The following is a 22,918-nucleotide window of genomic DNA, read 5'->3' on the forward strand; positions in this document are numbered from 1 at the left end:
GCTTTGCTTAGCCCGTGAAAGCGCCGATGGGCCGATTGCGCGCCAGGCTCCAGCCTGTCGTGTGTTGGGGGCCGGGCTTGCCGTCGGCCTGCTGCACGCTGTGGCTCCAGAGGATTTCCGTGAAATTCAGCTTGAACTGCTCGGTCGGCATGTCATCGGGATGGGTTTGCAGCTGGATTTCGCTGATGATGGCGTCGCGCAGCCAAATGGTCATGATGTTGGCCGTCTTGTCGCCCGAGTTGCGGGCGATGTAGAGCTTGGTTGGCTGGTCCGTGCCGGTGCCCAGCGGCTTGGCGCGCAGGCACAGGTCGTACAAGTTGACCGAGGTCCGGTCGACATATTTGACACAGGTAAATTCCGTGATCACGGGCCGCCCCGACGTGCGCGCAGAATTGCTGACGTCCGTCGTTATTTGCTGCTTCATGCCCTGGTGCAGCGAGACCAGCTCGATGCATGGTCCCATGCCCTGCAGCGCAGCGGCGTCGCGCCAGATCGCGTCGATGCCGGCATTGCCACCGTCCGGCGTCTTGCCGAACACGAGTTCCCCGTTGCCGGGTTCCAGCAAAATCAAATCCATGACGAGCTCCTCCGCTTGATGTCAGCTGCCGCCGTGCGACAGGCAGCCCTTGAGCCGATGTGGCCGGGTCCAACCCGCTTCGCTGGCGTGGTCGACAAAACTGATGGTCAGCTGCGCGAAGCCTGGCGAGGTGAAATACACGCTGGCCGTTGCATCCTGGCGCTCACGGGTGATGAACCACTGTGCGTCGCCATGCGCCAGACCCCAGCTGGCCACGCGGTGTACCAGCAAGTCGGCGCTGCCACGCTGCGCGATGGCCACCCGCACGTCGGCTTCGCCCATGTTGTTGGTCTGATAGATGCGCGCCACTTTCCTGACCCCAGTTTCAATCGTGCCTGCGACTATACACCGATTAAGTTGCCTAAACACAAGCATAAATTGCGCCGAAATAAATTTTTTTGCATCACTGCATCCAAACGCGGGCACGGCGAGTAGTACAGGGGTGCGCTCGCCGCAACGGCGGCATGAGCGGCACCTCCACTCACTCTATCGGGACCACGACCATGTCACCACTGCCAACCTTGCCATACGCCAAGCTGCTGCTTGTTTCCGCCGTCGCCATGACCTTGTCCGCTTGCGGCGGCGGCAGCGACCACGACGATGTTGTCGTCACGCCACCGCCGCCCGTGGTGGTGGCCGGCGACGTCTTCGTGCTCACCGCCAGCAACAAGCTGCTGTCGTTTGACCGTGCCACGCCGGCCACCATCCGCACCACGGCGACAGTGACGGGCCTGCAGGCCGGCGAAAACCTGCTGGGCATCGATTTCCGTCCCGCCGATGGCCAGCTGTATGGCGTCGGCAGCACGGGCCGCATCTACACCCTGAATGGCGTGACGGGCGCCGCCACCGTGAAAGCGACCCTGGCAGCCGATGCAGCCGATGCGACGGCCCCGTACACGACGCTGGCCGGTACGGAGTTCGGCGTCGATTTCAACCCCGTCGCCGACCGCCTGCGCATCGTCAGCAACACGGGCCAGAGCCTGCGCATCAATGTCGATACGGGCGCCACCACGACAGATGGCAATATCAACGGTGGTGCAGCGAATACGGCCATCACGGCGGCCGCCTATACCAACAGCTTTGCCGGCACGGCCAGCACCACCTTATTTGTCATCGATGCGGCCAACGCCACCCTGTACACGCAAAATCCGCCGAACAACGGCACCCTGGCCGGCGCCGTGCCGCTGGGCGTGGCGGCCACCGGCGTGGCCGGCTTCGACATCGATGCGCGCACGAATACGGGCTACGCCGTCATGACGGTGGCCGGCGCGCGCAACCTGTACATCTTGAACCTGGCCGCCACCACGGCGCCGGCGACTCTGGTGGCGGCCATCGGCGCGGCGGAAGAGCTGCGCGGTATCGCCCTGAAAGCGCCGGCCGCGCCTATCGCCTACGGCTTGACGGACGACACCCGCATCGTCACCTTCAAGACGGCCACGCCGAACACCCTCGATGCCAACGTGGCCGTGACGGGCCTGGCGGCAGGCGAGCGCCTGCTGGGCTTTGACATCCGTCCCAAGGATGGCTTGCTGTACGGGATATCGTCGACGGGGCGCATCGTCACCATCGACCCGGCCACGGGTGCGGCCACCGTCAAGGCGACGCTGGCCGCCGATGCATTGGACGTCACCGCGCCGTACACGGCCATCGCGGGCACGGCCTTTGGCGTCGACTTCAATCCCGTCGCCGACCGCCTGCGCGTGATCGGCAACGCGGGACAAAGCCTGCGCATCAATGTCGACACGGGCGCCACCACCACCGACGGTACAGTCAACCGCGCGGGCGCCGCGCCTAGCGTGACAGCCGCCGCCTATACCAACAGCTTTGCCGGCACGACGGCGACCATGCTGTTCGATATCGACACCGCCAGCGCCTCGCTCGCCCTGCAAAATCCGCCAAACGACGGCACTTTGGTGAATGTCGGCGCGCTTGGCGTGGCGGTGGCGGGCGACGTGGGCTTCGATATCGCGGGCGGCGCCAACGGCCTGGCCCTGGCGGCCTTGCGCACGTCGGCCACGGGACCGAGCTCGCTGTACCGCATCGACCTGGCGACGGGTGGGGCCGTGCTGAGCGGCGGTGCGGCCACGCCGGCCGCTTCCGCCATCGGCAATGGGGCGGTGGGGCTGGTGGATATTGCCATCGCGCTCAAGTAAGGAAGTACGCCGCAGCTTTGCTTTGATTCAATAATTCCAGTATTATAGAATTGTTGTTGATATTCAATGGCTGCGGCGCATGGTGCCCGCGATGCCGCATACCCGGAACCTCGCCCCATGCTCACCGCTTTCCTCATCTTCCTCGCCACCTTAATCCTCGTTATCTGGCAGCCGCGCGGCCTGGGCATCGGCTGGAGCGCCGTCATCGGCGCCTGTGTCGCCTTGCTGGCCGGCGTGATCCACTGGGGCGACATTCCCGTCGTCTGGCATATCGTGTGGAACGCCACGGGCACCTTCGTGGCCGTGATCATCATCAGCTTGCTGCTGGATGCGGCCGGCTTCTTTGAATGGGCCGCGCTGCACGTGGCGCGCTGGGGCGGGGGCAGCGGCAGAAAACTGTTTGTGCTGCTGGTCTTGCTGGGCGCGCTCGTCTCGGCCGTGTTCGCCAATGACGGTGCCGCGCTGATCCTGACGCCCATCGTCATCGCCATGCTGCGCGCGCTGAAATTTTCCGCCAGGGCCACCCTGGCCTACGTGATGGCGGCCGGCTTCATCGCCGACACGGCCAGTCTGCCGCTCGTAGTGTCGAACCTGGTCAATATCGTTTCGGCCGATTTCTTCAAGATCGGTTTTGCCGAGTACGCGTCCGTGATGGCGCCAGTCAATGTCGTCGCCGTGCTGGCGACCCTGGCCGCCTTGCTGCTCTTTTTCCGCAAGGATATCCCCCGCGACTACGAAGTCGCGCAGCTGAAACGCCCTGACGCCGCCATCCGCGACCTGGCTACCTTCCGCGCCGGCTGGCTGGTGCTGGCGCTGCTGCTGGTGGGATTTTTCTCGCAGGAGCGCCTGGGCGTGCCCATCAGCCTGATCGCGGCCGTGGGCGCCGCGCTGCTGCTGGTGGTGGCCGGCAAGGGCCACGTGATTTCCACGCGCCACGTGCTGCGCCATGCGCCGTGGCAGATCGTCGTTTTTTCGCTGGGCATGTATCTGGTCGTGTACGGCTTGCGCAATGCTGGCTTGACGGCTTACCTGACGGGCATGCTGAACCACTTTGCGCAGTACGGCGTGTGGGGCGCGGCCATGGGCACGGGTGTGCTGACGGCCTTGTTGTCGTCCGTGATGAACAACTTGCCGACGGTGCTCGTGGGCGCGCTGGCCATCGATCCGACGACGGCGCAGGGAGCCGTGCGCGAAGCGATGATCTACGCGAACGTCATCGGCAGCGACCTGGGACCGAAGATCACGCCCATCGGCAGCCTGGCTACCTTGCTGTGGCTGCACGTGCTCGACAGCAAGAATATCCACATTTCCTGGGGATACTATTTCCGCGTCGGCATCGTGCTGACCGTGCCCGTGCTGCTCGTGACCCTGGCCGCGCTGGCGCTGCGCCTGGGGTGATGGCGGAGCAGGGGATAGTTTACTAGACGACCGGTCAGATTTTTTGCTATACTGGCCGCATGAGCAAAAAATCCTCCGCTGACATGCGCCAGCACCTGATCGACATCGCCAAGGCCCTGATGGCCGAGAAGGGCTATACGGCCGTGGGCCTGGCCGAACTGGTGGCGGCGGCCGGCGTGCCGAAAGGCTCGTTCTACTATTACTTCAAGTCGAAGGAAGAGTTTGGCCAAGCCTTGCTCGACGACTATTTCACCACCTATCTGCAGACGGTTGACGCCTTGCTGGACGGCCCGGGCACCGCCCGCGAGCGCCTGCTGGCCTATTTTGACTACTGGAGCACGACCCAGGCCGGCAGTGCGCCGGAAGGCAAATGCCTGGTGGTCAAGCTGGGCGCCGAAGTGTGCGACCTGTCCGTGGACATGGGCGCCGTGTTGCAGCAGGGCACAGGCGCCGTCCTCGACCGTCTGACGCAGTGCGTGGAAGCGGGCCACCTCGACGGTTCCGTGGCGGCGACGACGCCGGCCCGCGTGCTGGCCGAATCGCTGTACCAGCTGTGGCTGGGCGCTTCCCTGATGGTCAAGGTGGCCAGGAACGGCGGGCCGTTCGACGCGGCCATGTCCACCACGCAACGGCTGCTGGCGTAGCCGTTTTTTTTAATCATTAACTAGACGACCGGTCAGTTATTTTTTGATCTCTCGCACAATATGAAAGCAATACGATGACCGAACAGCATGAAAGCGATCTATTTTCTCCAGTCGACCTGGGCGCGCTGGCGCTGGACAACCGCATCGTCATGGCGCCGCTTACGCGCAGCCGCATGGGCGACGATGGCGTGCCGAACGCCTTGCACGCCGAGTACTACGCCCAGCGCGCCAGCGCCGGCCTGATCATCAGCGAGGCGACGAATATTTCGCCCCAGGCGCGCGGCTATGCCCTGACACCGGGCATCTGGTCGGACGAGCAGGTGGCTGGCTGGAAGCTGGTCACGGACGCCGTGCATGCGGCCGGCGGCAAGATCGTCTGCCAGCTGTGGCATGTGGGGCGGTTTTCTCATACGAGCCTGCAGCCCGATGGCGCCGCGCCCGTCGCGCCGTCCGCCATCCGGGCCGAGGGCAGCACCTACACGGCCAGCGGCATGCAGCCCGTGTCGATGCCGCGCGCGCTGGACACGCGGGAAATCGCCGGCATCGTTGCCCAGTATGCGCATGCGGCCACATGCGCGTTGCGCGCCGGTTTCGACGGCGTCGAGGTGCATTCGGCCAATAGCTACCTGCTCGACCAGTTCCTGCGCGACTCGACCAACCGGCGCACGGACGCATATGGCGGCAGCATCGACAACCGCGCGCGCCTGACCTTGGAAGTGACGGATGCCGTGGTGGACGTGTGGGGTGCGGCGAGGGTAGGCATCCGTTTGTCGCCCGTCACGCCCGACGCGGGCAACACGCCCGTCGACAGCGACGTGATGGCCACCTATGGCTATTTGATCGGACAGTTGAACCGCCACGGGCTGGCCTATCTGCACTTCGTCGAAGGCGCCACGGCCACCTCGCGCGAGGTACCGGACGGCGTCGACCTCGACGCGTTGCGGGCGCTGTTCGATGGCCCCTACATCGGCAACAACCATTACGACTTGCCGCTGGCGCTGGCGCGCCGCGCCGAAGGCAAGGTCGATGCGGTGGCCTTCGGCCGTCCCTTCATCGCCAACCCGGACCTCGTGGCGCGCCTGCGCCATGGCGTGGCGCTGGCCGTGGCGCCGCGCGCGGCGTATTACGGCGGCGGCGCCGTCGGCTACACCGACTGGCCGGCCAGCCAGTCCTGATTTTTCTTTTCACCCAACCAAGGAGCGCACCATGAACAACACCACTTATGTGCAGGATTACCAGGCGATTGTCGCCGTGCTGAATCAATACAATGCGGGCGGCGCGCAGGCCGACAGCAGCATCATGCGCCCCGCCTTCAGCAGCGAGGCCACCATTTTCGGCATCGACGGGGAAGACAAGCTGACGGGCGGGCCCATCGAAGGCCTGTTCGAAATCATCGACAGCGCGTTCCGTCCATCGCCGCAGGCAAAGGCGGCCATCGCGCGGATCGATATCGTGGGCACGGCGGCCAGCGCGCGCGTCGACACGGACGATATCTCGGGCTTCCGCTTCACCGACTTTTTCAATCTGCTCAAGGTGCAGGGCGAGTGGACCATCGTGAGCAAGATCTATCACACGCACGCGGGCGCCTGATGCGCTGCCTGGGCGCCCGATGCTGTATCGTGTGGCGTCCAGCATGCGGGGAGAATGAATGAAACTGATACTGATAGGCGCCACGGGCCTGGTGGGCCGCGAAGTGCTGCGCCTGGCGCTGAGTGACACGCGCGTCACGGCCATCGTCGCGCCCGTGCGCAAGCCCTTGCCGGCGCATCCCAAATTGGACGCGCCGCTCGTCGACTTCGACCGTTTGCCGGCCGATGCCCCTTGGTGGCAGGCGGACGCCGTCATCTGCACCCTGGGCACGACCATGAAGGTGGCGGGCACGCGGCAGGCGTTCCGCAGAGTCGATCATGACTATCCGGTGGCCGCGGCGCGGATGGCGCTGGCGGCCGGCACGCGCACGTATGCGCTCAATTCCGCCGCCGGCGCCAACGCGGCCTCGCGCTTTTTCTACAACCGCGTCAAGGGAGACTTGGAACGCGACCTGGAAGCGCTGGGCTTTGCATCGCTGACGCACGTGCGGCCGGGACTGATCGGCGGCGAACGCGAGGAGGCGCGGGCGGGCGAGGGCGCTGCCCTGCGCGTCCTGCGCGTGCTCGGTCCCGTGCTGCCGCGCCGCTGGCGCATCAATCCCGCGCCGCGTATCGCCAGCGCTTTGCTGGAAGCGGCGCTGGCCGGCACGCCGGGCGTGCACGTCGTCGGCCCGGAACAGCTGGCTTGACCGCGCGCCCCTTATAATTGCCATTCATGTTTTTTTAAGTACAACAAATGCAAACAGTGCGTCCTTACCAGGCCGGCGACCGCGATGCCTGCCTGGCTCTTTTCGACGGCAATACGCCGCGCTTTTTCGACCCGTCCGAGCGCGCGGACTTTGCCGCCTGGCTGGAAAATTCGACACATCCTTATCTGGTCATCGAACTCGACGGACGCATCGTCGCCTGCGGCGGCCATGCGCTGGACACGGGCGGCACGGTGGCCAGCCTGTGCTGGGGCATGGTGGCGCAGGATCTGCACGGCCAGGGTCTGGGCCGCGCGCTGACGCAGGCACGCCTGGACGCCATCCGCGCCGTGCCGGGCGTGGCCGAGGTGAGTATGAACACCAGCCAGCACACGCAGGCCTTTTATGCGCGCTTCGGCTTTGAGACAGTCAAGGTGACGCCGGACGGCTTCGGGCCCGGCATCGACCAGTGGGACATGCTGCTGTCGCTAAATGAACGGGACCACATCGCCGCCGTGCCGCTGGAAAAAGCCTATCGTTTGCTCAATCACGGTCCGTCCATCCTCGTCTCGGCCCGCCATGGCGGCATCGACAACGTGATGGCCGCCGCCTGGGCTTGCGCCCTCGATTTCGCGCCGCCCAAACTGACCGTGGTGCTGGACAAGGCGACGCGCACACGCGCGCTGGTCGAAGGCAGCGGCACGTTCGTCATCCAGGTGCCGACGGCGGCGCAGCTGCAACTGACCCACGCCGTCGGCACGTACAGCCTCGATGCACAGCCCGACAAACTGGCGCGCGCCGGCGTGCGGCTGTTTCACATGGACGGATACGATTTGCCGTTCGTGGCCGGGTGTTCCGCCTGGCTGGCCTGCCGGTTGATCCCCGAGTCGCACAACCAGACCGCATACGACCTGTTCATCGGCGAAGTGGTGGGCGCCTGGGCCGACACGCGCGTGTTCCGCGACGGGCACTGGCATTTCGAAGACGCGGATCCATCCTGGCGCAGCCTGCACTACATCGCCGGCGGGCGCTTCTATGCGATCGGCCAGGCGCTCGATGCTGCCCCGGGCTGACGCGCTGGCGGGCCAGGCCGCCGCCACGCCGCTCGTCATCGTCGCCAGCAGCGGCACGGGCGGCGACATCCAACCGTTTATCGCGCTGGCGCAGGGTTTGCAGCAACGGGGCCGGCGCGTGCTGCTGCTCGTGCCGGGCTGGCAGGAAGCGACAGCGCAGGCGTCAAGGCTGCCATATCACACCTTTGGCAGCGCGGCAGAGGGCCAGGCCATGCTGGGCGACCCGGGCCTGTGGGATGAACGCAAGGGCTGGGGCTTGGTGTGGCGCGGCCTCGTGCCGCACCTGGGCGCCGTGCGCGGCATCGTGCAAGGCTTGCCGGACGGAGAAGATTGCGTGGTGCTGTGCCACCCCTTCCTCGTGCCGATGGCTGCCCTGGCACGCTCGGCACGCCCGGACCTGCGCATCGTCGCGGCCTATCTGGCGCCATCGAATTTGTGCAGCAGCCATGATTTCCTGGCGGCCGGCTCGCTGCGCGTTCCCGCCTGGGTGCCGCTGGCCTGGCGGCAGGCCCTGTGGCGGCTGATCAACCGCAGCATGGTCGACCCGGTGCTGCTGCCTGGCCTGAACGGGGCGCGCGCGCAGCACGGACTGCCGCCCGAAGCGCATTTTTTTGCGCACATGCTGGCCGCGCCGGATGCCTCGCTGGGACTGTTTCCAGCGTGGTTCGCCGCCCCGCAGGCGGACTGGCCGCCGTATTTCGTGCAAACTGGTTTCGCCGGCGCCGCCACGCATGGCGCTGCGGCGCTGCCGTCGGAGCTGGAACGCTTTCTGGGCGAGGGCGAACCGCCCATCGTGTTTACGCCCGGTACCGGGCACCAGCACGCGCAGCGCTATTTCAGCGTCGCCCTGGAAGTGTTGCGGCGGCTGGGACGGCGCGGCCTGTTCCTCACGCCCCATGCGGCGCAAGTGCCGCAGGATTTGCCGGCCAGCGTCATGTGGCAGGCGCACGTGCCGTTTGCGGCCCTGTTGCCGCGCGTGGCGGCCGTCGTGCACCATGGCGGCATCGGCACCAGCGCGGATGCTTTTCGTGCGGGCATTCCGCAACTGATCGTGCCGTTCGCATACGACCAGTTCGATAATGGCTGGAGGGTCAAACGGCTCGGCGTGGGGGATGTCTTGCTGGCCAGGCGCCTGTCGGCGGGGCGCATGCAGCGGCAGCTGGCGCGCCTGCTCGCCGCGCCCGGGGTCCAGCTGGCGTGCGGCGAGGTGGCCCGCCGGATGGGGCAGGGGCTCGAACCATCGCGCCTGCTTGACCAGGTCGAAGCGGTGCTGGCCGCTGCTTAGGGACTGTCGTCAGGGACTGTCGTGCGGCGTATCGTCGAGGGCGATGATCCTGTCGTTTACGCCTGGAATACAGCCGTCGGCGATCGCATCCCAGCCCCGGTGCACCACGACCTGCTTGCCGTCGTGGCAGATTTCCACGCGCTCGCTGGCGGGCAGGCGCTGGCGCGCGAACGCTTCCAGGCTGGCCGGCAAGCTCACTGCCAGCCGCATCGTGCCGATGGCTTCCGGCGGGTGGTCGTCCATGTGCACGAGGGGCACGAAGATGGAACCGAGCATCAGCCAGCGCGCACCCACGTCGACGGGGGCGGGCGCATACGGCGCGGCGCGCAGCCAGTCCTGGGCACGGGCGCGCAAGTCGCCGCCGGCCGCCAGTTCGCCCCAGGCGGCGGCCAGCATTTCCACCACCCACTGATTGCAATTCTGGTATTTCAGGCTGTAGGCATACGCGTTGGCGCTGTAGCGGCCCGCCAGCAACTGCTGCACGCGCACGGGATCGAGCAGGGCGCGGCGCAGGGGCGGCACGGTTTCGGCCGGCAGTTTCACGAGCGAGATGTAGCCGAGCGATGGATTTTCCGTGCCCATGGCGAAACCGGCCGTGCCCTGGTCGAAGATGCGCGGGCGGCCTTCGTCGCAGGCGTAGTACAGCTGGCGCGCGGACCAGCCGCTGTCACTGTCGTGGCGCCAGGCCAGTGCCGCGTGCGAATAGCGGATGCCGAAGCGGGCCAGGTCCAGGCCCGAGCGGCTGATCAGGGCCACGCTGCCTTCGCTGGCGGCCAGTTCTTCGCGCACGACGGCGGCAAAGCGCAGCAGCCGGTCCTGTTCCGTGGCCGTGAGTTCTTGCGCGCGGTCGCAAAAGCGCGACGAGGCGAGCGAGGTGCCCGCCTGCGCCGCGCCGGCGCTGAAGATGGCGCAAACGCCCAGCAGCAGTGCCGGGCGGCGCGGGAGAAAACGAATCAAAGGCTGACGGGACGCGTGGCCATTTCGCCGTACCAGTCGTCGGCCAGCACGAGGAAGAAGGCGGCGCGCGTGTCGTTACGCGAGAATTCGATGCCGTAGGCGCGGTTTTGCGCATGCACCACGTCGCCCTGCGCCAGCTGCTGCTTGTCCAGCGCCGCTTGCGGCAAGTCCAGCACCAGCGGCGTGGCCGTGGCGTCGGCCTGCATGGTCAGGCGCGTCATGCCGTTGCGGCCTGGCAAGGCTGCCACGTCGATGATGCGGTAGGGGCCATTGGCCACCTTGTTGTCGCGCGAAGAGCTGTTGCTCGAACCGTTGAGCGAATCGGAAATGCTGCCGCTCGACTGCGAGCCGGCGCTGGAGGCCGAGGAAACGAAGCTGTCGGCGTTGGCGTTGCACGCCATGGTCAGAGCTGCGGCCAGGCCGAGCATGCGTAAGGAGGTAGTCAAGGCAGTTTTCCAGTGGACATGAATGAAAGCGGACCGGGTCCATCCCGGCCTGCGCCATCATAGCAGATCGGCCATCAGCTGAGCAGCACCTCGATCAGGGCTTTCGCTTCGGCCGACGGCTGCGTGCGCAGCGCAAGCAGCACGGGATCGTTGTCCAGGTAGGCCTGCAGCGGCGCGCTGACGGTGATGCCGGCCTGCGGCAGCGGCGAGGGCACGGGCGCCAGCGCCTTGGCCAGCAGCAGGGTGTCGCGCAAGCCTTCGGGCGGCAGCATGATGGTCGAACCGGGCAAGGTATTGACGGCATCGGCAACCGCCTGCGGCACGCCCAGCTGGCGCATCAGCGCGCGGCCGATCACTTCCAGCGCGGACGCCATCTGCGTTTCCAGGTGGGCGTACAGGCCCGGGGTCTTGTCGGCCTGGGCCAGCAGATAAAAGCCGGCCACTTCATGCACGATGCCGGCGAACAGCGCCGTATCGGCATCCGTCTGCGTGACGGCGCCCGCCAATCCATGCGCCAGCGCCGCCACGTGCACGGTGTGCGCCCACAGCTGGGTAGCGCGGGCGCGCAAGGCTTCGTCGCGGATGCCCGCGTTCAGCTGGCGGATGACGGCCGCCGTCGCCAGCGCATACAGGTTGCGGTGGCCCAGCCGCTCGACGGCGCCGCGCACGCTGGTGATGGCGGGCGCCTGGCCGGGCGCAAACAGGGCCGAATTGGCCAGCGCCACGGCGCGCGCCGACAAGGTCGGTTCGCACAGCAGCAGCCGGCTGATGTCGGCCGAGTGGCAATCGGGATTGGCCAGCTCCTTTTGCAGGAGCAGGGCCGTATTGATGCTTGTGGGAAAGGCCAGGGTTTCCGTTTCGGCGCTGGCCAAAAGTTGCGCCAGGCTGCTGAGCGTGTTGACGTGCATGGGTAGGGGAGCGGGAAGTAGCAATGCTCCCATAGTATCAGGCAATCCGGCCTGCATGGCGCCCGGCAGCCTTTTCAGCCATGCGCCTGTCAGGGCAGCAGCAATGCATGCTGGCCGGCCGTATGAAAGTCGCGCCACACGCGGTTGATGGTGCTGTCTTCGCGGGCCGCGTACAGGCCGCAATACGGATACAGGCCATCGACTGCCGCGCGGCACACGGCGACCAGCTCCAGAGAGCGCTCTTGCACGGCCTGCATGGCGTTGTCGTCCAGCACCGCGCCGCCTGCCACCGTTGCCCAGCTGTCGTCCAGCACGGTGTAAAAACGGGTGCGTGCGGCAGCGTAAACATCTTTCTTTGCTTGCAACATGGCCGCCACCTCCGGTACCTCCAGCAGCGGCAAGCCTGCGCGCGCGTGGCGGCGGTGGTGCATGCATTCTTCGGCCAATTGCATGAAATGCGCGGCCATGCCGGCCACGTTGGCGGCCAGGGTCACGTAGGCGAGCGAGTAAAACGGGTAGCGGTACAGGGGGCCGCCGGCCGTCGCGGCGCTGGCGTCGATGGTGAAGCCATTTTCCTTGGCAATCCACTGGCCGTCGATCCGGTAGCTGTGCGAGGCGCTGGCGCGCATGCCGATGCTGGTCCACGAAGGCAGCAGCTGCACCAGCGCGGCGGGCACGAGGAAGGCGCGGATGCGCGGCTTGCCTTCGTCATCGAGCAGAGGCTGGCCATCGCGCCGCAGCTGGGCGTTCAGGGTGAAGTGGGTCGCCATGGGCGCGCCGCTGGCGTAGTCCCAGCTGCCCGTGATGCGGTAGCCGTCACCTTCTTCTTCCGCGTAGCCGGTGGCCGCGCCGCTGCCGCCCAGGCAGACGCGGGGCGTGCCGATGATGGTCCGCGCCATGTCGGGCGCCAGAAAACCCGCGAACCAGCCCGCGCCCGCGCACAGGGTCAGCACCCAGCCCATGCTGCCATCGACGGCGGCCACGGCTTCCTCCAGGCGCACCACTTGCGGCAAGGGCAATTCGGCCCCGCCCGCGCTGCGCGGCGCCAGCATCGTCAGCCAGCCGCGCCGGTGCAGCAAGGCTTGCTGGGCCGGATGCAGGAAGCGGGCCGCATCAGCCGCCTGGGCGTGGCGGGCGATGCGGCGCGCGTCGCGTTCGGAAAGGGTAGCAATGGCAGCGTGCGGCATGGGCAAAGTCCGGCAATGGCAGAGGCGGGCATTTTCGCACAGCGCGGCGGCGCCGTTGCCGTCAGCCGTGCGGCATGGCGATTTTTTCCATCACGGCGCGCAGCAGCGTGGCGCCTGGCGCCGCGGCCGGGGCCGAGCGCCAGGCGATGATGCCGTCCGGCCGGACGATCACGGCGCCGTCATCGCCTGTGCCGTAGGTGTCGCCGAAGGCCTGATCGGCGGGGAAGAGCACATCGGCGCCGATGAGCAAGGTCTTCAACGATAGGTGCGCGGCGGCGGCAGACCAGCGGGGATCGGCTGTCAGCAGCACGAAATCGTCGGTCAAGAGGTCGATGCTGGAGACGCTGTTGCCGCGATGCCGGACCCATACGTGGGGCGCGCGCGTGCCGGGCTGGCCAGCCCAGTCGCGCGGGTGGGCGGCCGGCGGCAGCGCCGCGTCCGCGCCGAGGATGGCGCCAGAGCGCGTCAACTGGCCCAGCTCCATCGCCAGGTTGCCATACAAGGGTTCGTTCTGGTAGCCGTCGCCGACCCATTTCGCGTAGTCCGGCCGGGCGAAGGTTTGCTGGTGCCGCAGCCAGGCGATGGGCTGGCGCTCATCCGTATAGGTGTCGAGCAGGGCGGGGCGCGATTGTTGCCGCACCACCCTTTGCAGCTTCCATGCCAGGTTGTAGACGTCGTCGATGCCCGTGTTGGCGCCGTAGCCGCCCCGCGTGGGCGGCAATTGATGGGCCGCATCGCCGGCCAGGAAAATGCGTCCCTCGCTGAACCTGTCCGCGATCAGCCCGGCCAGCTCCCAGCGCCCGGTGGTGATCAGCTCGAAGGCCATGTCCTTGCCCAGGGCCTGGCGGATCAGCGCCCGCAATTGCGCGTCAGTGCTGTCGCTTTGTTCTTCAAACATGAGGAACCAGCGCCCGTCCGAATACGTGCCCAGGAAACCCTTGAAGCCTGGCTGGTCGATGTCGAACTGGCGGATACCCGGTTCCAGAAAGGTGTCCGCCTCCGCGCAGCGGAACAGCACGCTGCGCAGCACGCGCAGGGGACCGGCGCCCTGGCGCGCGATGCCCAGCTGTTCGCGGATGGGGCTGGCAGCGCCATCGGCGGCGATCAGGTAATCGGCCGTGACGGCATAGCTTGCGCCCGTGTCGCGCTGGCGCAGCTGCGCCGTGACGCGCTGCGCATCCTGCTGCACGGACAACAGTTCCACGCCCGTGCGCAGATCGGCGCCCCGTGCGCGCGCGGCCTCGCGCAGTATCGGTTCCAGCAGGTCCTGGGCGATGGCGGCGCCGGCCATGGGCGTAGCCTTGCCGTCGCGCTCTTCCGGCTGGCCTGGCGTCCACGGCAATTCCTCGTAGTGCTGACCCGCCAGACTTTCCACGCGGGCGCGGCGCACGGTGGCGCCGGGCGGTACCTGGGGAATGCGTTCGGCGATGCCGGCGGCGCGGAAAAATTCCAGCGTGTGTTCCGTAAAGCCCGTGGCGCGTGGGTGGGCGGCGCTGCCGTGGTGTTTTTCAACGAGGATATGCGGCACGCCCCGCCATGCGAGGAAGAGCGATGCTGAAAGTCCGACGAGACTGCCGCCGATGATGAGTACAGGGGTGTGGATTGAAGCTGGGTTCATGATGTCGTCCTGGGTGTTGTGCAGAGCACACTCGGTCAAGGACGTGGTGAATTTTCGCGGCAGGCGCAACGACGTTCAGGCAGCAGGGTGACGGAACGCACGCCGACGAAAAAACGGCGCACGTCCGCTTTTCGTCGTGGTCCGCTGCCCCCAGGGCTGGAATATGACCGTCCGCAGGCGGACGGCTGACCGGGGCTCACCACGCCGGTCCACCTTTTTCGACAGCACGATCTTAGCACGGGACTGTCGCGCTCCGCCAGCCCAGGGAACCCCGTGCAAAGGGCTTCAGGCGGCCTTGGCCAAACCTTCCGCTTCCCAGGCAGCCTTGACGCTGTCGCGCTGGGCAATTCGGCCCAGGAAGGATTGCACATTCGCCAGCGCGGACAAATCCACGCCCAGGCCTGGCGCCCAGCCCGTGATAACGAACAGATAGGCGTCGGCGACCGTGAACGTGTCGCCAGTCAGGTAGGCCTGGCCTTCCAGGCGGCTGTCCACCCATTTGTATTTCTTGCCGAGTTGCTCAATGAACAAGGCCTTGGTGGCGGCGTCGATGCGGGAATCGAACAGGGGGCTGAACGATTTATGCAGCTCGGACGTGATGTAGTTCTGCCACTCCAGCACCTTGTAGCGGGCCAGGCTGCCCACGGGCGGCAGCAGGTCTTGCTTGCCGCTCTGTTCGGCGATGTACTGGGCGATGACGGGGCCTTCGCTCAAGGTCGTGCCATCGTCGAGCGCCAGCAGCGGCACTTGTCCCTTCGGGTTGAGTTCATAGTAATTGCCGCCTTCCTGCGTCCGGTGCTGGCCCAGATCGACTTTCACCAGCGTAAATGGCGTGCCCGTTTCGCGCAGGAGGATGTGCGGCGCTTGCGAGCAGGCGCCTGGAGAATAAAAGAGTTTCATGGCGATCCTGTCCTTGAAAAGGTGGGAAAGATGCCACTATAGACCTGCGCCGCCGCGCGGTAAACGCGTGTTCGCGCAAGTGGCCGTGCACGCTCGAAGGAGGTTTGCGCTGGCTCAAATGGCCGCCGGCGCCGCATCGGTATTGTTCCAGGCACCAGGCTTTCCAGCTCGCTGCCGGGTATTGCCGGGTTTGCTTGATGGATCAGTTTTATCGCGCAGTTTGCTCAGTTATGGCGCTGGATACTCGACGCCCGGTGTATCCGTTCACCGGAGCATTATTGAAAGCAACGCTGGGCGCATTCCCACATCTGACGGTGACATAGCCATTTTTTGCAATGTATCCGCTTTTCGGAGTGCTCCTATATGGCATGTGCCGTGGGGGCCATACACTTCATCCGCAACAACACAGGAGCGATTTCGGGCATCGATGCTTTCCATCTGAACGCCGGACATTCCTGGTTCGGGGCTGCCACGGAGCAATTGCTGCGCCGCTGGGCGCCCTCGCCAGCGCCATGATTACGTCATGAATCATCAGTAAGTTGCACCAATCAACATATAAAAGGTCGCGTTATGAATATTGGCTCTTTGCTCAAATCGGGTCTGGCCGTCGCGCTACTGTGGGCGGTAGCCGATTCGGCTTTCGCGGTCAACTGCACTTACTCGAATGGGATCCAGCCGGCAATAGGCTACATGCCTTTGCAAGTGTCGGCGATCACCGTCGGGCGCGACGTGCCGGTGGGCACCGAGGTGTATCGCCAGACATTCAAAATGGCCTCCGGCCAGGCAGTGACACCGGACTGCTTGTATGCCCCGTTTCAAATGTTTACCGAGCTGACGGTAGACGCCAGCTTCGGCCTGGCCGCCTGGCCCAGCGGGACGTATGCCAATAAAGTCTACAAGACCAGTATTCCGGGGTTGGGGGTAGTCATGAATAGTCGGGGCGGTGTACTGCCAAGACGGACCTCCACGCAGCCGAGCACCTGCACGCCGGGCCATCGCTGCCTGATTCCTTTTGAGGGGCCGTCCAATTTTGAATTGATATTGATCAAGCTGGGAGACGTGACTCCCGGGGTGTTGACAAACAGCTCATTGCCGACCGTCAGCCTGTACGGCAATTTCGGCGATGCCAGAGTGCTGGGCTTCCAGATAGGCATCACCGGCAGTCTCCAGATCGTCTCGCGGACCTGCAGCACGCCGGATGTCTCGGTGCCCATGGGCACGTATGCACCCAAAGATTTTAGCGGGATCAACAGCGCCACCGGCTGGAAGGATTTTTCCATACGCTTGAATGATTGCCCGGCGTTTCATGGAACGGTTAACAAGACCGCTGCAAGCTGGGAGTCGCAAAGCGGCAGCTCTCCGGGCGGCACGGGGACACCCGGAACGCGTGAAGTGAACAGCCTGCGCTATCGCATCGATCCCGTTCGCATGGCCATCAACGCAGGCAACGGCGTGCTGAGCCTCGACTCCGGTGCCGCCGGGCGTCCTCCCGCCGCCACCGGCATAGGCCTGCAGATAGCCACCCAGGCCAGTAACACGGTGCCGCTGGCAAGCTTGCAGAGCAGCGGCCTGACCCTGAGCTCCACCGAACGCAGTTATGTCATCGCGCTGCGCGCGCGCTACCTGCAGACGGGCAGCAAGGTGACGCCAGGTCCGGCAAACGCATCGGCGACGTTCACGATGAGTTATGACTGACTTGTAGCCGTCCGGCGACGATTTATCGGACTGCCGCCTCCATCAGCAGCAATACCTGGCTTGTTACGTCATTGGCGATGTGCTTTGGCCTGAAAATGTCGCCTGCAAAGGTACACTGGCGACGGCTGACCACTCGCGCAGCAATTGTCCAAACGCTTCGGCTGCCGCCGTGCTGCTGGCGGCGCGCCAGAGCAGCTGGAACTGGGCGGCGGGCAGGGCGGGCAAGCCATGCTGGCCATCGATGACCACCATGCCCGCTTCCAGGTCGCCTTGCGGCAGGGCCGTGATCGCCAGACCCGCCAGCACGGCGGCGCGCAAGCCCTGCTGGCTGGGCGAGGTGAACGCCACGCGCCAGTCCATTCCGGCGCCATCGAGGGCGTCGACGCCCACTTGCCGGTGCAGGCAGGGTGCGGGCGAAAACGCCAGCGGCAGCGGCAGCGCGCTGTCGTGCCGGAAATCCTGCGCCGCAGCCCAGACGAAGCGCGTGCGGCGCAGCACGGCTGCCTCATCTTGTCCGTCCGCGAGGGCCATGACGACGGCCAGGTCCAGCGCATCGGCAGCGACCAGTTTCTGCAAGTCAAGATAGGTGCCTACCGTGACATCCAGGCGCACGGCGGGAAACAGGTGCGCGAACTGCGCCAGCAGGGCAGGCAGGCGCGCGCCCATGAAATTTTCCGGCACGCCAAAGCGCACGGCGCCGGCAATCGAGGAGCGCTGAAAGCGCCGCGCCAGCGCATCCTGGGCAGCCAGGATCTGCCGCGCGTGGCGCAAAAAATCCTCGCCGTCTTCCGTCAGGCGCAGGCTGCGTGTCGTGCGCACCAGCAGCGCGCTGCCCGCTTGCTCTTCCAGGCGGCGGATCTGGTGGCTGATGGCGGACTGGCTCAGGTGCAACCGTTCGGCGGCGCGCGTAAAGCCACCCGTGTCCTGCACCGCCACAAAGGCGCGCAGCAGGGCGGTATCGAAGTCCATGGGGTTCCTGTTATTCATGATGAAAATGAATGAATTGTACAAAATTTTATCATTTCCCTCATGAGTCCACGTTTTCTAGAATGGTCGCTTGCAGTGCTCCGGCACTACGCATCCCTCCATGACTACCGAAAGCAAAGCTTCGATGCACCTGACTACTTCGCAACAAAACGCACTGACCCTGGCCGCCGTCTGCCTGGCCTCGCTCATGTTTGGCCTGGAAATTTCCAGCGTGCCCGTGATCCTGCCCACCCTGGAAACCGTGCTGCATGGCGACTTCAAGGACTTGCAATGGATCATGAACGCCTACACCTTGGCTTGCACCACCGTGCTGATGGCAACCGGCACCCTGGCCGACCGCTATGGCCGCAAGCGCTTGCTGCTCGCCAGCCTGATCCTGTTCGGCCTCAGTTCGCTGGCATGCGGCTGGGCCGGCAGCACGGGCGTGCTGATCGCCGCGCGCGCGCTGCAGGGCATGGCTGGCGGCGCCATGCTGATTTGCCAGGTGGCCGTGCTGTCGCAGCAGTTTCCGGACGGCGCCGCGCGGGGCCGGGCGTTTGGCGCCTGGGGCATCGTGTTTGGCCTGGGCCTGGGCTTCGGTCCCATCATCGGCGCGGCCATCGTCGCGCTGTCAAACTGGCAGTGGGTATTTCTCGTACACGGACCTTTGGCGCTGGCGGCGTTGCTGCTGGTGACGCTGGGCGTGAGCGAATCGCGCGACCCGCAGCGGCGCAAGCTGGACGTGGCCGGCATCGCCACCCTGTCGCTGGGCGTGTTCAGCCTGGCCTGGTGCCTGACGCAGGGGCCGGCGCTGGGGTTCGGTGATCCGCGCAGCGTGGCCAGCCTGGCCGTGGCGCTGATCAGTCTGATGCTGTTTGTCATGATCGAACGGCGCCAGGCCGAACCGATGATCGACTTTGCCGTGTTCCGCATCCGCCGTTTCTCGGGAGCGCTGCTCGGTTCGGCGGGCATGAACTGCAGTTTCTGGCCGTTCATGATTTATCTGCCCCTGTACGTGCAGTATGGCCTCGGCTACAGCAGCCTGGACACGGGCCTGACCTTGCTGGCCTACACCTTGCCCACCTTGCTCGTGCCGCCGCTGGCCGAGCGCCTGGCGCTGCGCTACCGGGCCGATGCCGTCATTCCTGCCGGCTTGCTGGTCATCGGCGTGGGTTTTTTGCTGATGCTGTGGGGCAGCCGTGTGGATGCCGCCAGCTGGCTGACGATCCTGCCCGGCTGCCTGCTGGCGGGCACGGGCCTGGGCCTGACTAACACGCCCGTCACCAATACGACGACGGGCGCCGTACCGGGCGAACGGGCCGGCATGGCTTCCAGCATCGACATCAGCGCGCGCATGATCAGCCTGTCGGTGAATATCGCGCTGATGGGCTGTATTCTCGTCGCAGCCATCCAGTCCGCCTTGCGGATGCAGTTGCCCGGCGGACTGGACGCAGCCACCTTGCGCGCCATGGCGGAAGGCTTGTCGGTAGGCAAGGGCGCCGGCGCACTGCCGGCCGGCGTGGCGAAGCTGGCGCTGGCGCAGGGATTTGGCGCCGTGATGCTGTATGGCGGCGTGGCCGCCTGCCTGTTCGCCGTGGCCAGCTGGCTGGTGTTTGGCGCCGGACGGACGCGGCATGCAGCCGGGCTGCCAGTGAGGGAATAGCCAGGACGCTATAATCTGGGCACGTTGACAAGTCTTGCTCAACGTTATTACGAGGCCGCCCATGCATAAACTGATTTCCGAACTCACCCGCCTGTACCTGTTCGAGGAACAGCAGCAACACATCGATGCGGAGGGCGGCGCGCAGCCGCTGACGCCGGCCGTGCTGGCGCGCCATCTGTCGGGCGAGCAGACGGTGGCCGTGCAACTCGTGACCGAGAGCGGCCTGACGCGCGCCTTGGTGCTGGAGTTTGGCGGCAAGGGTGGCGGCGAGGCGCACTGGGGCGCGTTGTGCACGATCGCCAATGCCGTGCAGCACGAGCTGGACTTGCCGGCGCCCGCCGTCAGCATCTCGGGCAGTGCATTCCAGCTGTGGCTGTCGCTGGCCACGCCCGTGCCCGTCGCGCAGGCGCGCCAATTCGTCCAATTGCTGCGCTCGACTTTCCTGCCAGCATCGACCGACATCCTCGCCATCGCGCCGCCAGACTATGTGGAACAGGCGGCGCTGCCGCCGTGCCTGCAGCCGTCGGGCAAGTGGGCCGCCTTCATCCACCCCAGCATGGGCGCCGCCTTCGTTGACGAGCCGGGCCTGGACATGCCGCCGCCCCCAGCCGCGCAGCTGGGTTTCCTGGAAAGCTTGCGCAGCATCAACCCGGGACAATTCGCGCAGGCGCTGGCGAAGTTGCAGGGACATGCGGGGTTGCTTGACGCCGTGCCCGCTCCCGCCATCGCCGCATTGCCAGTGGCAACATCCGCCGCTGCGCCGGGCTTGCTGCTGCAGGACGCCAGCCTGGAAGACATCGTGCGCTGGCTGCATGCGCGTAATATCGAGCCGACTTTCCGGCACAGGCTGCCGTAGCGGGGCGCTCGTTCTCCCTGACCGCAGACTACGTTAACACCCAGGAGGCAACATGACAGTCAAGCGCATGGACAACGTCGGCATCGTGGTAGAAGACATCGATGCCGCCATTGCATTCTTCACCGAACTTGGTCTCGTTCTCGAAGGGCGCGCCCCGGTTGAAGGAGAGTGGGCAGATGGCGTCACCGGACTGCACGGCATGCGCGTCGAGATTGCCATGATGCGTACGCCGGACGGTCACAGCCGTCTGGAATTATCCCGTTTCCTCGCGCCGCCCGTGGTCGCCGATCACCGCAACGCCCCAGTGAACGCGCTCGGCTACCTGCGCGTCATGTTTACCGTCGAGAATATCGACGATACGCTCGTCCGGCTCGTCAAACGCGGCGCGAAGCTGGTCGGCGAAGTAGTCCAGTACGAAAACATGTACCGGCTCTGCTATATTCGTGGTCCGGAAGGAATCCTCATCGGGCTTGCCGAACAGCTCGGTCAGAAAACGTCCTGAGGGAATCCCACCGGATCGGCGCCTAGCCCGTTAGTGAAACGACGGCAGCCGGCCAGCAGCAGTCGTTGAATATCCAATCAATCTTGTGCAAAAAACTGGGAGAACTACATTGGGAGTAATTGCAGACTTCTTTATCGCCGGTCCAGCCGAGGCCATCCGATATGCAAATCGGATTGAAGAGCCTGACGAAGGCGAGGAAATTGCGCTTTTGTTGAATCCGGTCCAATTCAATGGCATCACAGACCTGGAAATCGGTACTCTTTGGGCCATTTTGGAAAGCAGGGAGTGGGATATAGAAAAACACATGCCTGAAGACATTTACGTTGAGGAGGACGGCGAGTCCTGGCTGCACCGATTTCCGGACGAGCTGACAAGTCTTCTTGCAAATTCAAATGCGGACGGGTTGGAGAGCGCATCGGAGCAATGGGCAAAAACTGAAGAGATGGAGTGCGATGCAGCAGATTTGCGGCCGCTATTAAAGGATTTGCAATCGCTCGCACGTCAAGCCGCCACCACGGGACAGTCCATTTATCTTTGGGGCTGTCTCTAAGGCTACTTCGTGGCAAGCGTATCATCGCTGAAAGGTCCGCTTCGCGGCTGAAGCGGATACTGCAATGCCGTCGCAGCGTCTAGCCAAGACGGCATGCGACCAAGGGCTTCCTTGTCCTGGCCGCCCGCATGTCAGCGGCGTGCTGAAATCAGCGCGCCATTTCCCTGGCCAAAGTCAACATCAATTCCTCCGCCCCCATTTCCCGCGCCAGCGGCGCGCCCTGGCCAGCCCATTGCGCGGCGAACTCGCTGTTGCCGTGCTGGCTGGCCAGCGCGTTCAATTGTTTGGCGGCATCGTAGGCGACGGGATAATCGGCCGGTGGCGGGCTGCCTGGCGCTTCGCCGTAGTCGATCAAGCGGTTCACCATGCCGCGCGCCAGGCGGCCCGAGAGCACGCAGGTCAGGCGCGTGGCCGATGCCCGCTCGCTTTTCAGGTTGGCGCGGTAGCCTGCATTGGCCGACGATTCCGGGCATAGCACGAAGGCCGTGCCCAGCTGGGCGGCCGCCGCGCCCAGGTCCAGCGCGGCGTGGATGCCTTGCCCATCCATGATGCCGCCGGCGGCGATGAGGGGCAGGGCGGTGCGGCCCGCCAGCAGGCGCAGCAGCACGCTGGTGCTGTGGCGCTCGTCCGGCGCTTGCGGGTCGAAGACGCCGCGATGGCCGCCCGCTTCCACGCCTTGCGCCACGATGGCGTCGACGCCGGCCTGTTCGATCAGGGCCGCCTCGCGCAGATTGGTGGCCGTGGCCATGGTGTAGATGCCGGCCTGACGCAGGGCCTGGACTTGCTGCGGTGTCGGCAAGCCGAAATGGAAGCTGACGACGGCGGGCCGCTGTTCCAGCAACAGATCGAATGTCGCGTCATTGCCGATGAACGTTGCGTAGATTTCGTCCAGTTCCACGGGCACGCTTGCCCCCAGCTCCGCAAACAGGGGCGCCAGATGGGCCAGCCAGGCCGCTTCGCGCCGCGCATCCCGCACGGCCGGCGCATGGCAAAACACATTGATATTGAAGGGCCCATCCGTCAGCGCACGGGTGTCCATGATCACCTGACGCGCCTGCGCCACCGTGCCCGCGCCGATGGCCAGCGAACCGAGGCCGCCCGCGTTCGAGACGGCGGCGGCCATGCGCGGCGTGGAGACGCCGGCCATCGGCGCCTGGATGATGGGCAGTTGCAAGCCGAGACGGTCGAGGAAGGGCTGGATTGAAGTCATGATGTTTCCTTCATGAAGTTGAGGATGCTGCGTTCAATTCGTATTTTGAGAATAT

General features: G+C 65.5%; 23 protein-coding genes and 1 pseudogene. 14 read left to right on the plus strand and 10 right to left on the minus strand.

What is annotated here, in order from left to right; translation table 11 throughout:
* Positions 1 to 7: 7 nt before the first annotated feature.
* Both SKZ59_RS23545 and SKZ59_RS23550 read right to left on the minus strand, forming a co-directional pair.
* Entirely contained in the window at positions 8 to 577 is a 570-nt protein-coding gene (locus SKZ59_RS23545; RefSeq protein ID WP_072453861.1) for an Hcp family type VI secretion system effector, read from the minus strand.
* Between the two features lie 21 nt (positions 578 to 598).
* The gene (locus SKZ59_RS23550; protein WP_319993100.1) at positions 599 to 886 is read right to left on the minus strand and encodes a DUF6150 family protein; all 288 of its coding nucleotides are present in this window, start codon (positions 884 to 886) and stop codon (positions 599 to 601) included.
* Between the two features lie 194 nt (positions 887 to 1,080).
* On the opposite strand from SKZ59_RS23550, the gene SKZ59_RS23555 reads away from it, so the two are divergent.
* The 9 genes and pseudogenes from SKZ59_RS23555 to SKZ59_RS23595 all read left to right on the plus strand — a co-directional run bounded on the left by SKZ59_RS23555 (position 1,081) and on the right by SKZ59_RS23595 (position 9,405).
* A complete protein-coding gene (locus SKZ59_RS23555; protein ID WP_319993101.1) occupies positions 1,081 to 2,730 on the plus strand; it encodes a DUF4394 domain-containing protein in 1,650 nt (549 codons plus the stop codon).
* 117 nt (positions 2,731 to 2,847) lie between these two features.
* The gene (locus tag SKZ59_RS23560; protein WP_319993102.1) at positions 2,848 to 4,128 is read left to right on the plus strand and encodes an arsenic transporter; all 1,281 of its coding nucleotides are present in this window, start codon (positions 2,848 to 2,850) and stop codon (positions 4,126 to 4,128) included.
* 59 nt (positions 4,129 to 4,187) lie between these two features.
* On the plus strand, positions 4,188 to 4,772 hold the full coding sequence (locus tag SKZ59_RS23565) for a TetR/AcrR family transcriptional regulator (protein ID WP_319993103.1): 585 nt from the start codon (positions 4,188 to 4,190) through the stop codon (positions 4,770 to 4,772).
* A gap of 74 nt (positions 4,773 to 4,846) precedes the next feature.
* Entirely contained in the window at positions 4,847 to 5,947 is a 1,101-nt protein-coding gene (locus tag SKZ59_RS23570; protein WP_319993104.1) for an alkene reductase, read from the plus strand.
* A 31-nt stretch (positions 5,948 to 5,978) separates the two neighbouring features.
* Positions 5,979 to 6,362: a nuclear transport factor 2 family protein gene (locus SKZ59_RS23575; RefSeq protein ID WP_319993105.1), complete on the plus strand. Its 384-nt coding sequence runs from the start codon at positions 5,979 to 5,981 to the stop codon at positions 6,360 to 6,362.
* 58 nt (positions 6,363 to 6,420) lie between these two features.
* The gene (locus tag SKZ59_RS23580) at positions 6,421 to 7,050 is read left to right on the plus strand and encodes an NAD(P)H-binding protein (RefSeq protein ID WP_319993106.1); all 630 of its coding nucleotides are present in this window, start codon (positions 6,421 to 6,423) and stop codon (positions 7,048 to 7,050) included.
* Between the two features lie 47 nt (positions 7,051 to 7,097).
* Positions 7,098 to 7,514: pseudogene (locus tag SKZ59_RS23585) on the plus strand (GNAT family N-acetyltransferase); the annotation flags it as partial.
* Between the two features lie 9 nt (positions 7,515 to 7,523).
* On the plus strand, positions 7,524 to 8,120 hold the full coding sequence (locus SKZ59_RS23590) for a flavin reductase family protein (RefSeq protein ID WP_319993148.1): 597 nt from the start codon (positions 7,524 to 7,526) through the stop codon (positions 8,118 to 8,120).
* Entirely contained in the window at positions 8,104 to 9,405 is a 1,302-nt protein-coding gene (locus SKZ59_RS23595; RefSeq protein ID WP_319993107.1) for a glycosyltransferase, read from the plus strand. The genes SKZ59_RS23590 and SKZ59_RS23595 overlap by 17 nt, the downstream gene beginning before the upstream one ends.
* Positions 9,406 to 9,414: 9 nt before the next feature.
* Here the strand turns inward: SKZ59_RS23595 and SKZ59_RS23600 are convergent, their stop codons facing one another.
* The 6 genes from SKZ59_RS23600 to gstA form a co-directional block, all read right to left on the minus strand.
* The gene (locus SKZ59_RS23600) at positions 9,415 to 10,362 is read right to left on the minus strand and encodes a DUF2145 domain-containing protein (protein WP_319993108.1); all 948 of its coding nucleotides are present in this window, start codon (positions 10,360 to 10,362) and stop codon (positions 9,415 to 9,417) included.
* Complete coding sequence (locus SKZ59_RS23605) at positions 10,359 to 10,790, minus strand: hypothetical protein (RefSeq protein WP_034754765.1); 432 nt, start codon at positions 10,788 to 10,790, stop codon at positions 10,359 to 10,361. The genes SKZ59_RS23600 and SKZ59_RS23605 overlap by 4 nt, the downstream gene beginning before the upstream one ends.
* 92 nt (positions 10,791 to 10,882) lie before the next feature.
* Positions 10,883 to 11,749 (minus strand): HDOD domain-containing protein, encoded by an 867-nt coding sequence (locus SKZ59_RS23610; RefSeq protein ID WP_319993109.1) that lies wholly within the window; start codon positions 11,747 to 11,749, stop codon positions 10,883 to 10,885.
* Between the two features lie 56 nt (positions 11,750 to 11,805).
* Positions 11,806 to 12,903, minus strand: a complete 1,098-nt coding sequence (locus SKZ59_RS23615) for an acyl-CoA dehydrogenase (protein ID WP_319993110.1) — start codon at positions 12,901 to 12,903, stop codon at positions 11,806 to 11,808.
* Between the two features lie 61 nt (positions 12,904 to 12,964).
* Positions 12,965 to 14,521: an FAD-dependent monooxygenase gene (locus SKZ59_RS23620; protein ID WP_319993111.1), complete on the minus strand. Its 1,557-nt coding sequence runs from the start codon at positions 14,519 to 14,521 to the stop codon at positions 12,965 to 12,967.
* Positions 14,522 to 14,806: 285 nt separating this feature from the next.
* The gene (gstA, locus tag SKZ59_RS23625; protein ID WP_319993112.1) at positions 14,807 to 15,421 is read right to left on the minus strand and encodes a glutathione transferase GstA; all 615 of its coding nucleotides are present in this window, start codon (positions 15,419 to 15,421) and stop codon (positions 14,807 to 14,809) included.
* 570 nt (positions 15,422 to 15,991) lie between these two features.
* Between gstA and SKZ59_RS23630 the strand changes: the two genes are divergently transcribed.
* Positions 15,992 to 17,116, plus strand: a complete 1,125-nt coding sequence (locus tag SKZ59_RS23630; RefSeq protein ID WP_319993113.1) for a fimbrial protein — start codon at positions 15,992 to 15,994, stop codon at positions 17,114 to 17,116.
* Positions 17,117 to 17,179: 63 nt separating this feature from the next.
* On the opposite strand, the gene SKZ59_RS23635 is transcribed toward SKZ59_RS23630, so the two are convergent.
* Positions 17,180 to 18,085, minus strand: a complete 906-nt coding sequence (locus SKZ59_RS23635; protein ID WP_319993114.1) for a LysR substrate-binding domain-containing protein — start codon at positions 18,083 to 18,085, stop codon at positions 17,180 to 17,182.
* A gap of 118 nt (positions 18,086 to 18,203) precedes the next feature.
* Between SKZ59_RS23635 and SKZ59_RS23640 the strand changes: the two genes are divergently transcribed.
* The 4 genes from SKZ59_RS23640 to SKZ59_RS23655 all read left to right on the plus strand — a co-directional run bounded on the left by SKZ59_RS23640 (position 18,204) and on the right by SKZ59_RS23655 (position 21,653).
* Complete coding sequence (locus SKZ59_RS23640) at positions 18,204 to 19,745, plus strand: MFS transporter (RefSeq protein ID WP_413774591.1); 1,542 nt, start codon at positions 18,204 to 18,206, stop codon at positions 19,743 to 19,745.
* 61 nt (positions 19,746 to 19,806) lie between these two features.
* Positions 19,807 to 20,601 (plus strand): TOTE conflict system archaeo-eukaryotic primase domain-containing protein, encoded by a 795-nt coding sequence (locus SKZ59_RS23645; protein WP_319993115.1) that lies wholly within the window; start codon positions 19,807 to 19,809, stop codon positions 20,599 to 20,601.
* 52 nt (positions 20,602 to 20,653) lie between these two features.
* Positions 20,654 to 21,103 (plus strand): VOC family protein, encoded by a 450-nt coding sequence (locus tag SKZ59_RS23650; RefSeq protein WP_319993116.1) that lies wholly within the window; start codon positions 20,654 to 20,656, stop codon positions 21,101 to 21,103.
* Between the two features lie 109 nt (positions 21,104 to 21,212).
* On the plus strand, positions 21,213 to 21,653 hold the full coding sequence (locus tag SKZ59_RS23655; RefSeq protein WP_225241018.1) for a PDGLE domain-containing protein: 441 nt from the start codon (positions 21,213 to 21,215) through the stop codon (positions 21,651 to 21,653).
* Between the two features lie 148 nt (positions 21,654 to 21,801).
* On the opposite strand, the gene SKZ59_RS23660 is transcribed toward SKZ59_RS23655, so the two are convergent.
* Positions 21,802 to 22,863, minus strand: coding sequence for a nitronate monooxygenase (locus SKZ59_RS23660; protein ID WP_319993117.1), 1,062 nt, complete (start codon positions 22,861 to 22,863; stop codon positions 21,802 to 21,804).
* Between the last annotated feature and the right edge of the window lie 55 nt (positions 22,864 to 22,918).

The sequence above is a fragment of the Janthinobacterium sp. GMG2 genome (assembly GCF_033949445.1).
Taxonomy (GTDB): domain Bacteria; phylum Pseudomonadota; class Gammaproteobacteria; order Burkholderiales; family Burkholderiaceae_D; genus Janthinobacterium; species Janthinobacterium aestuarii.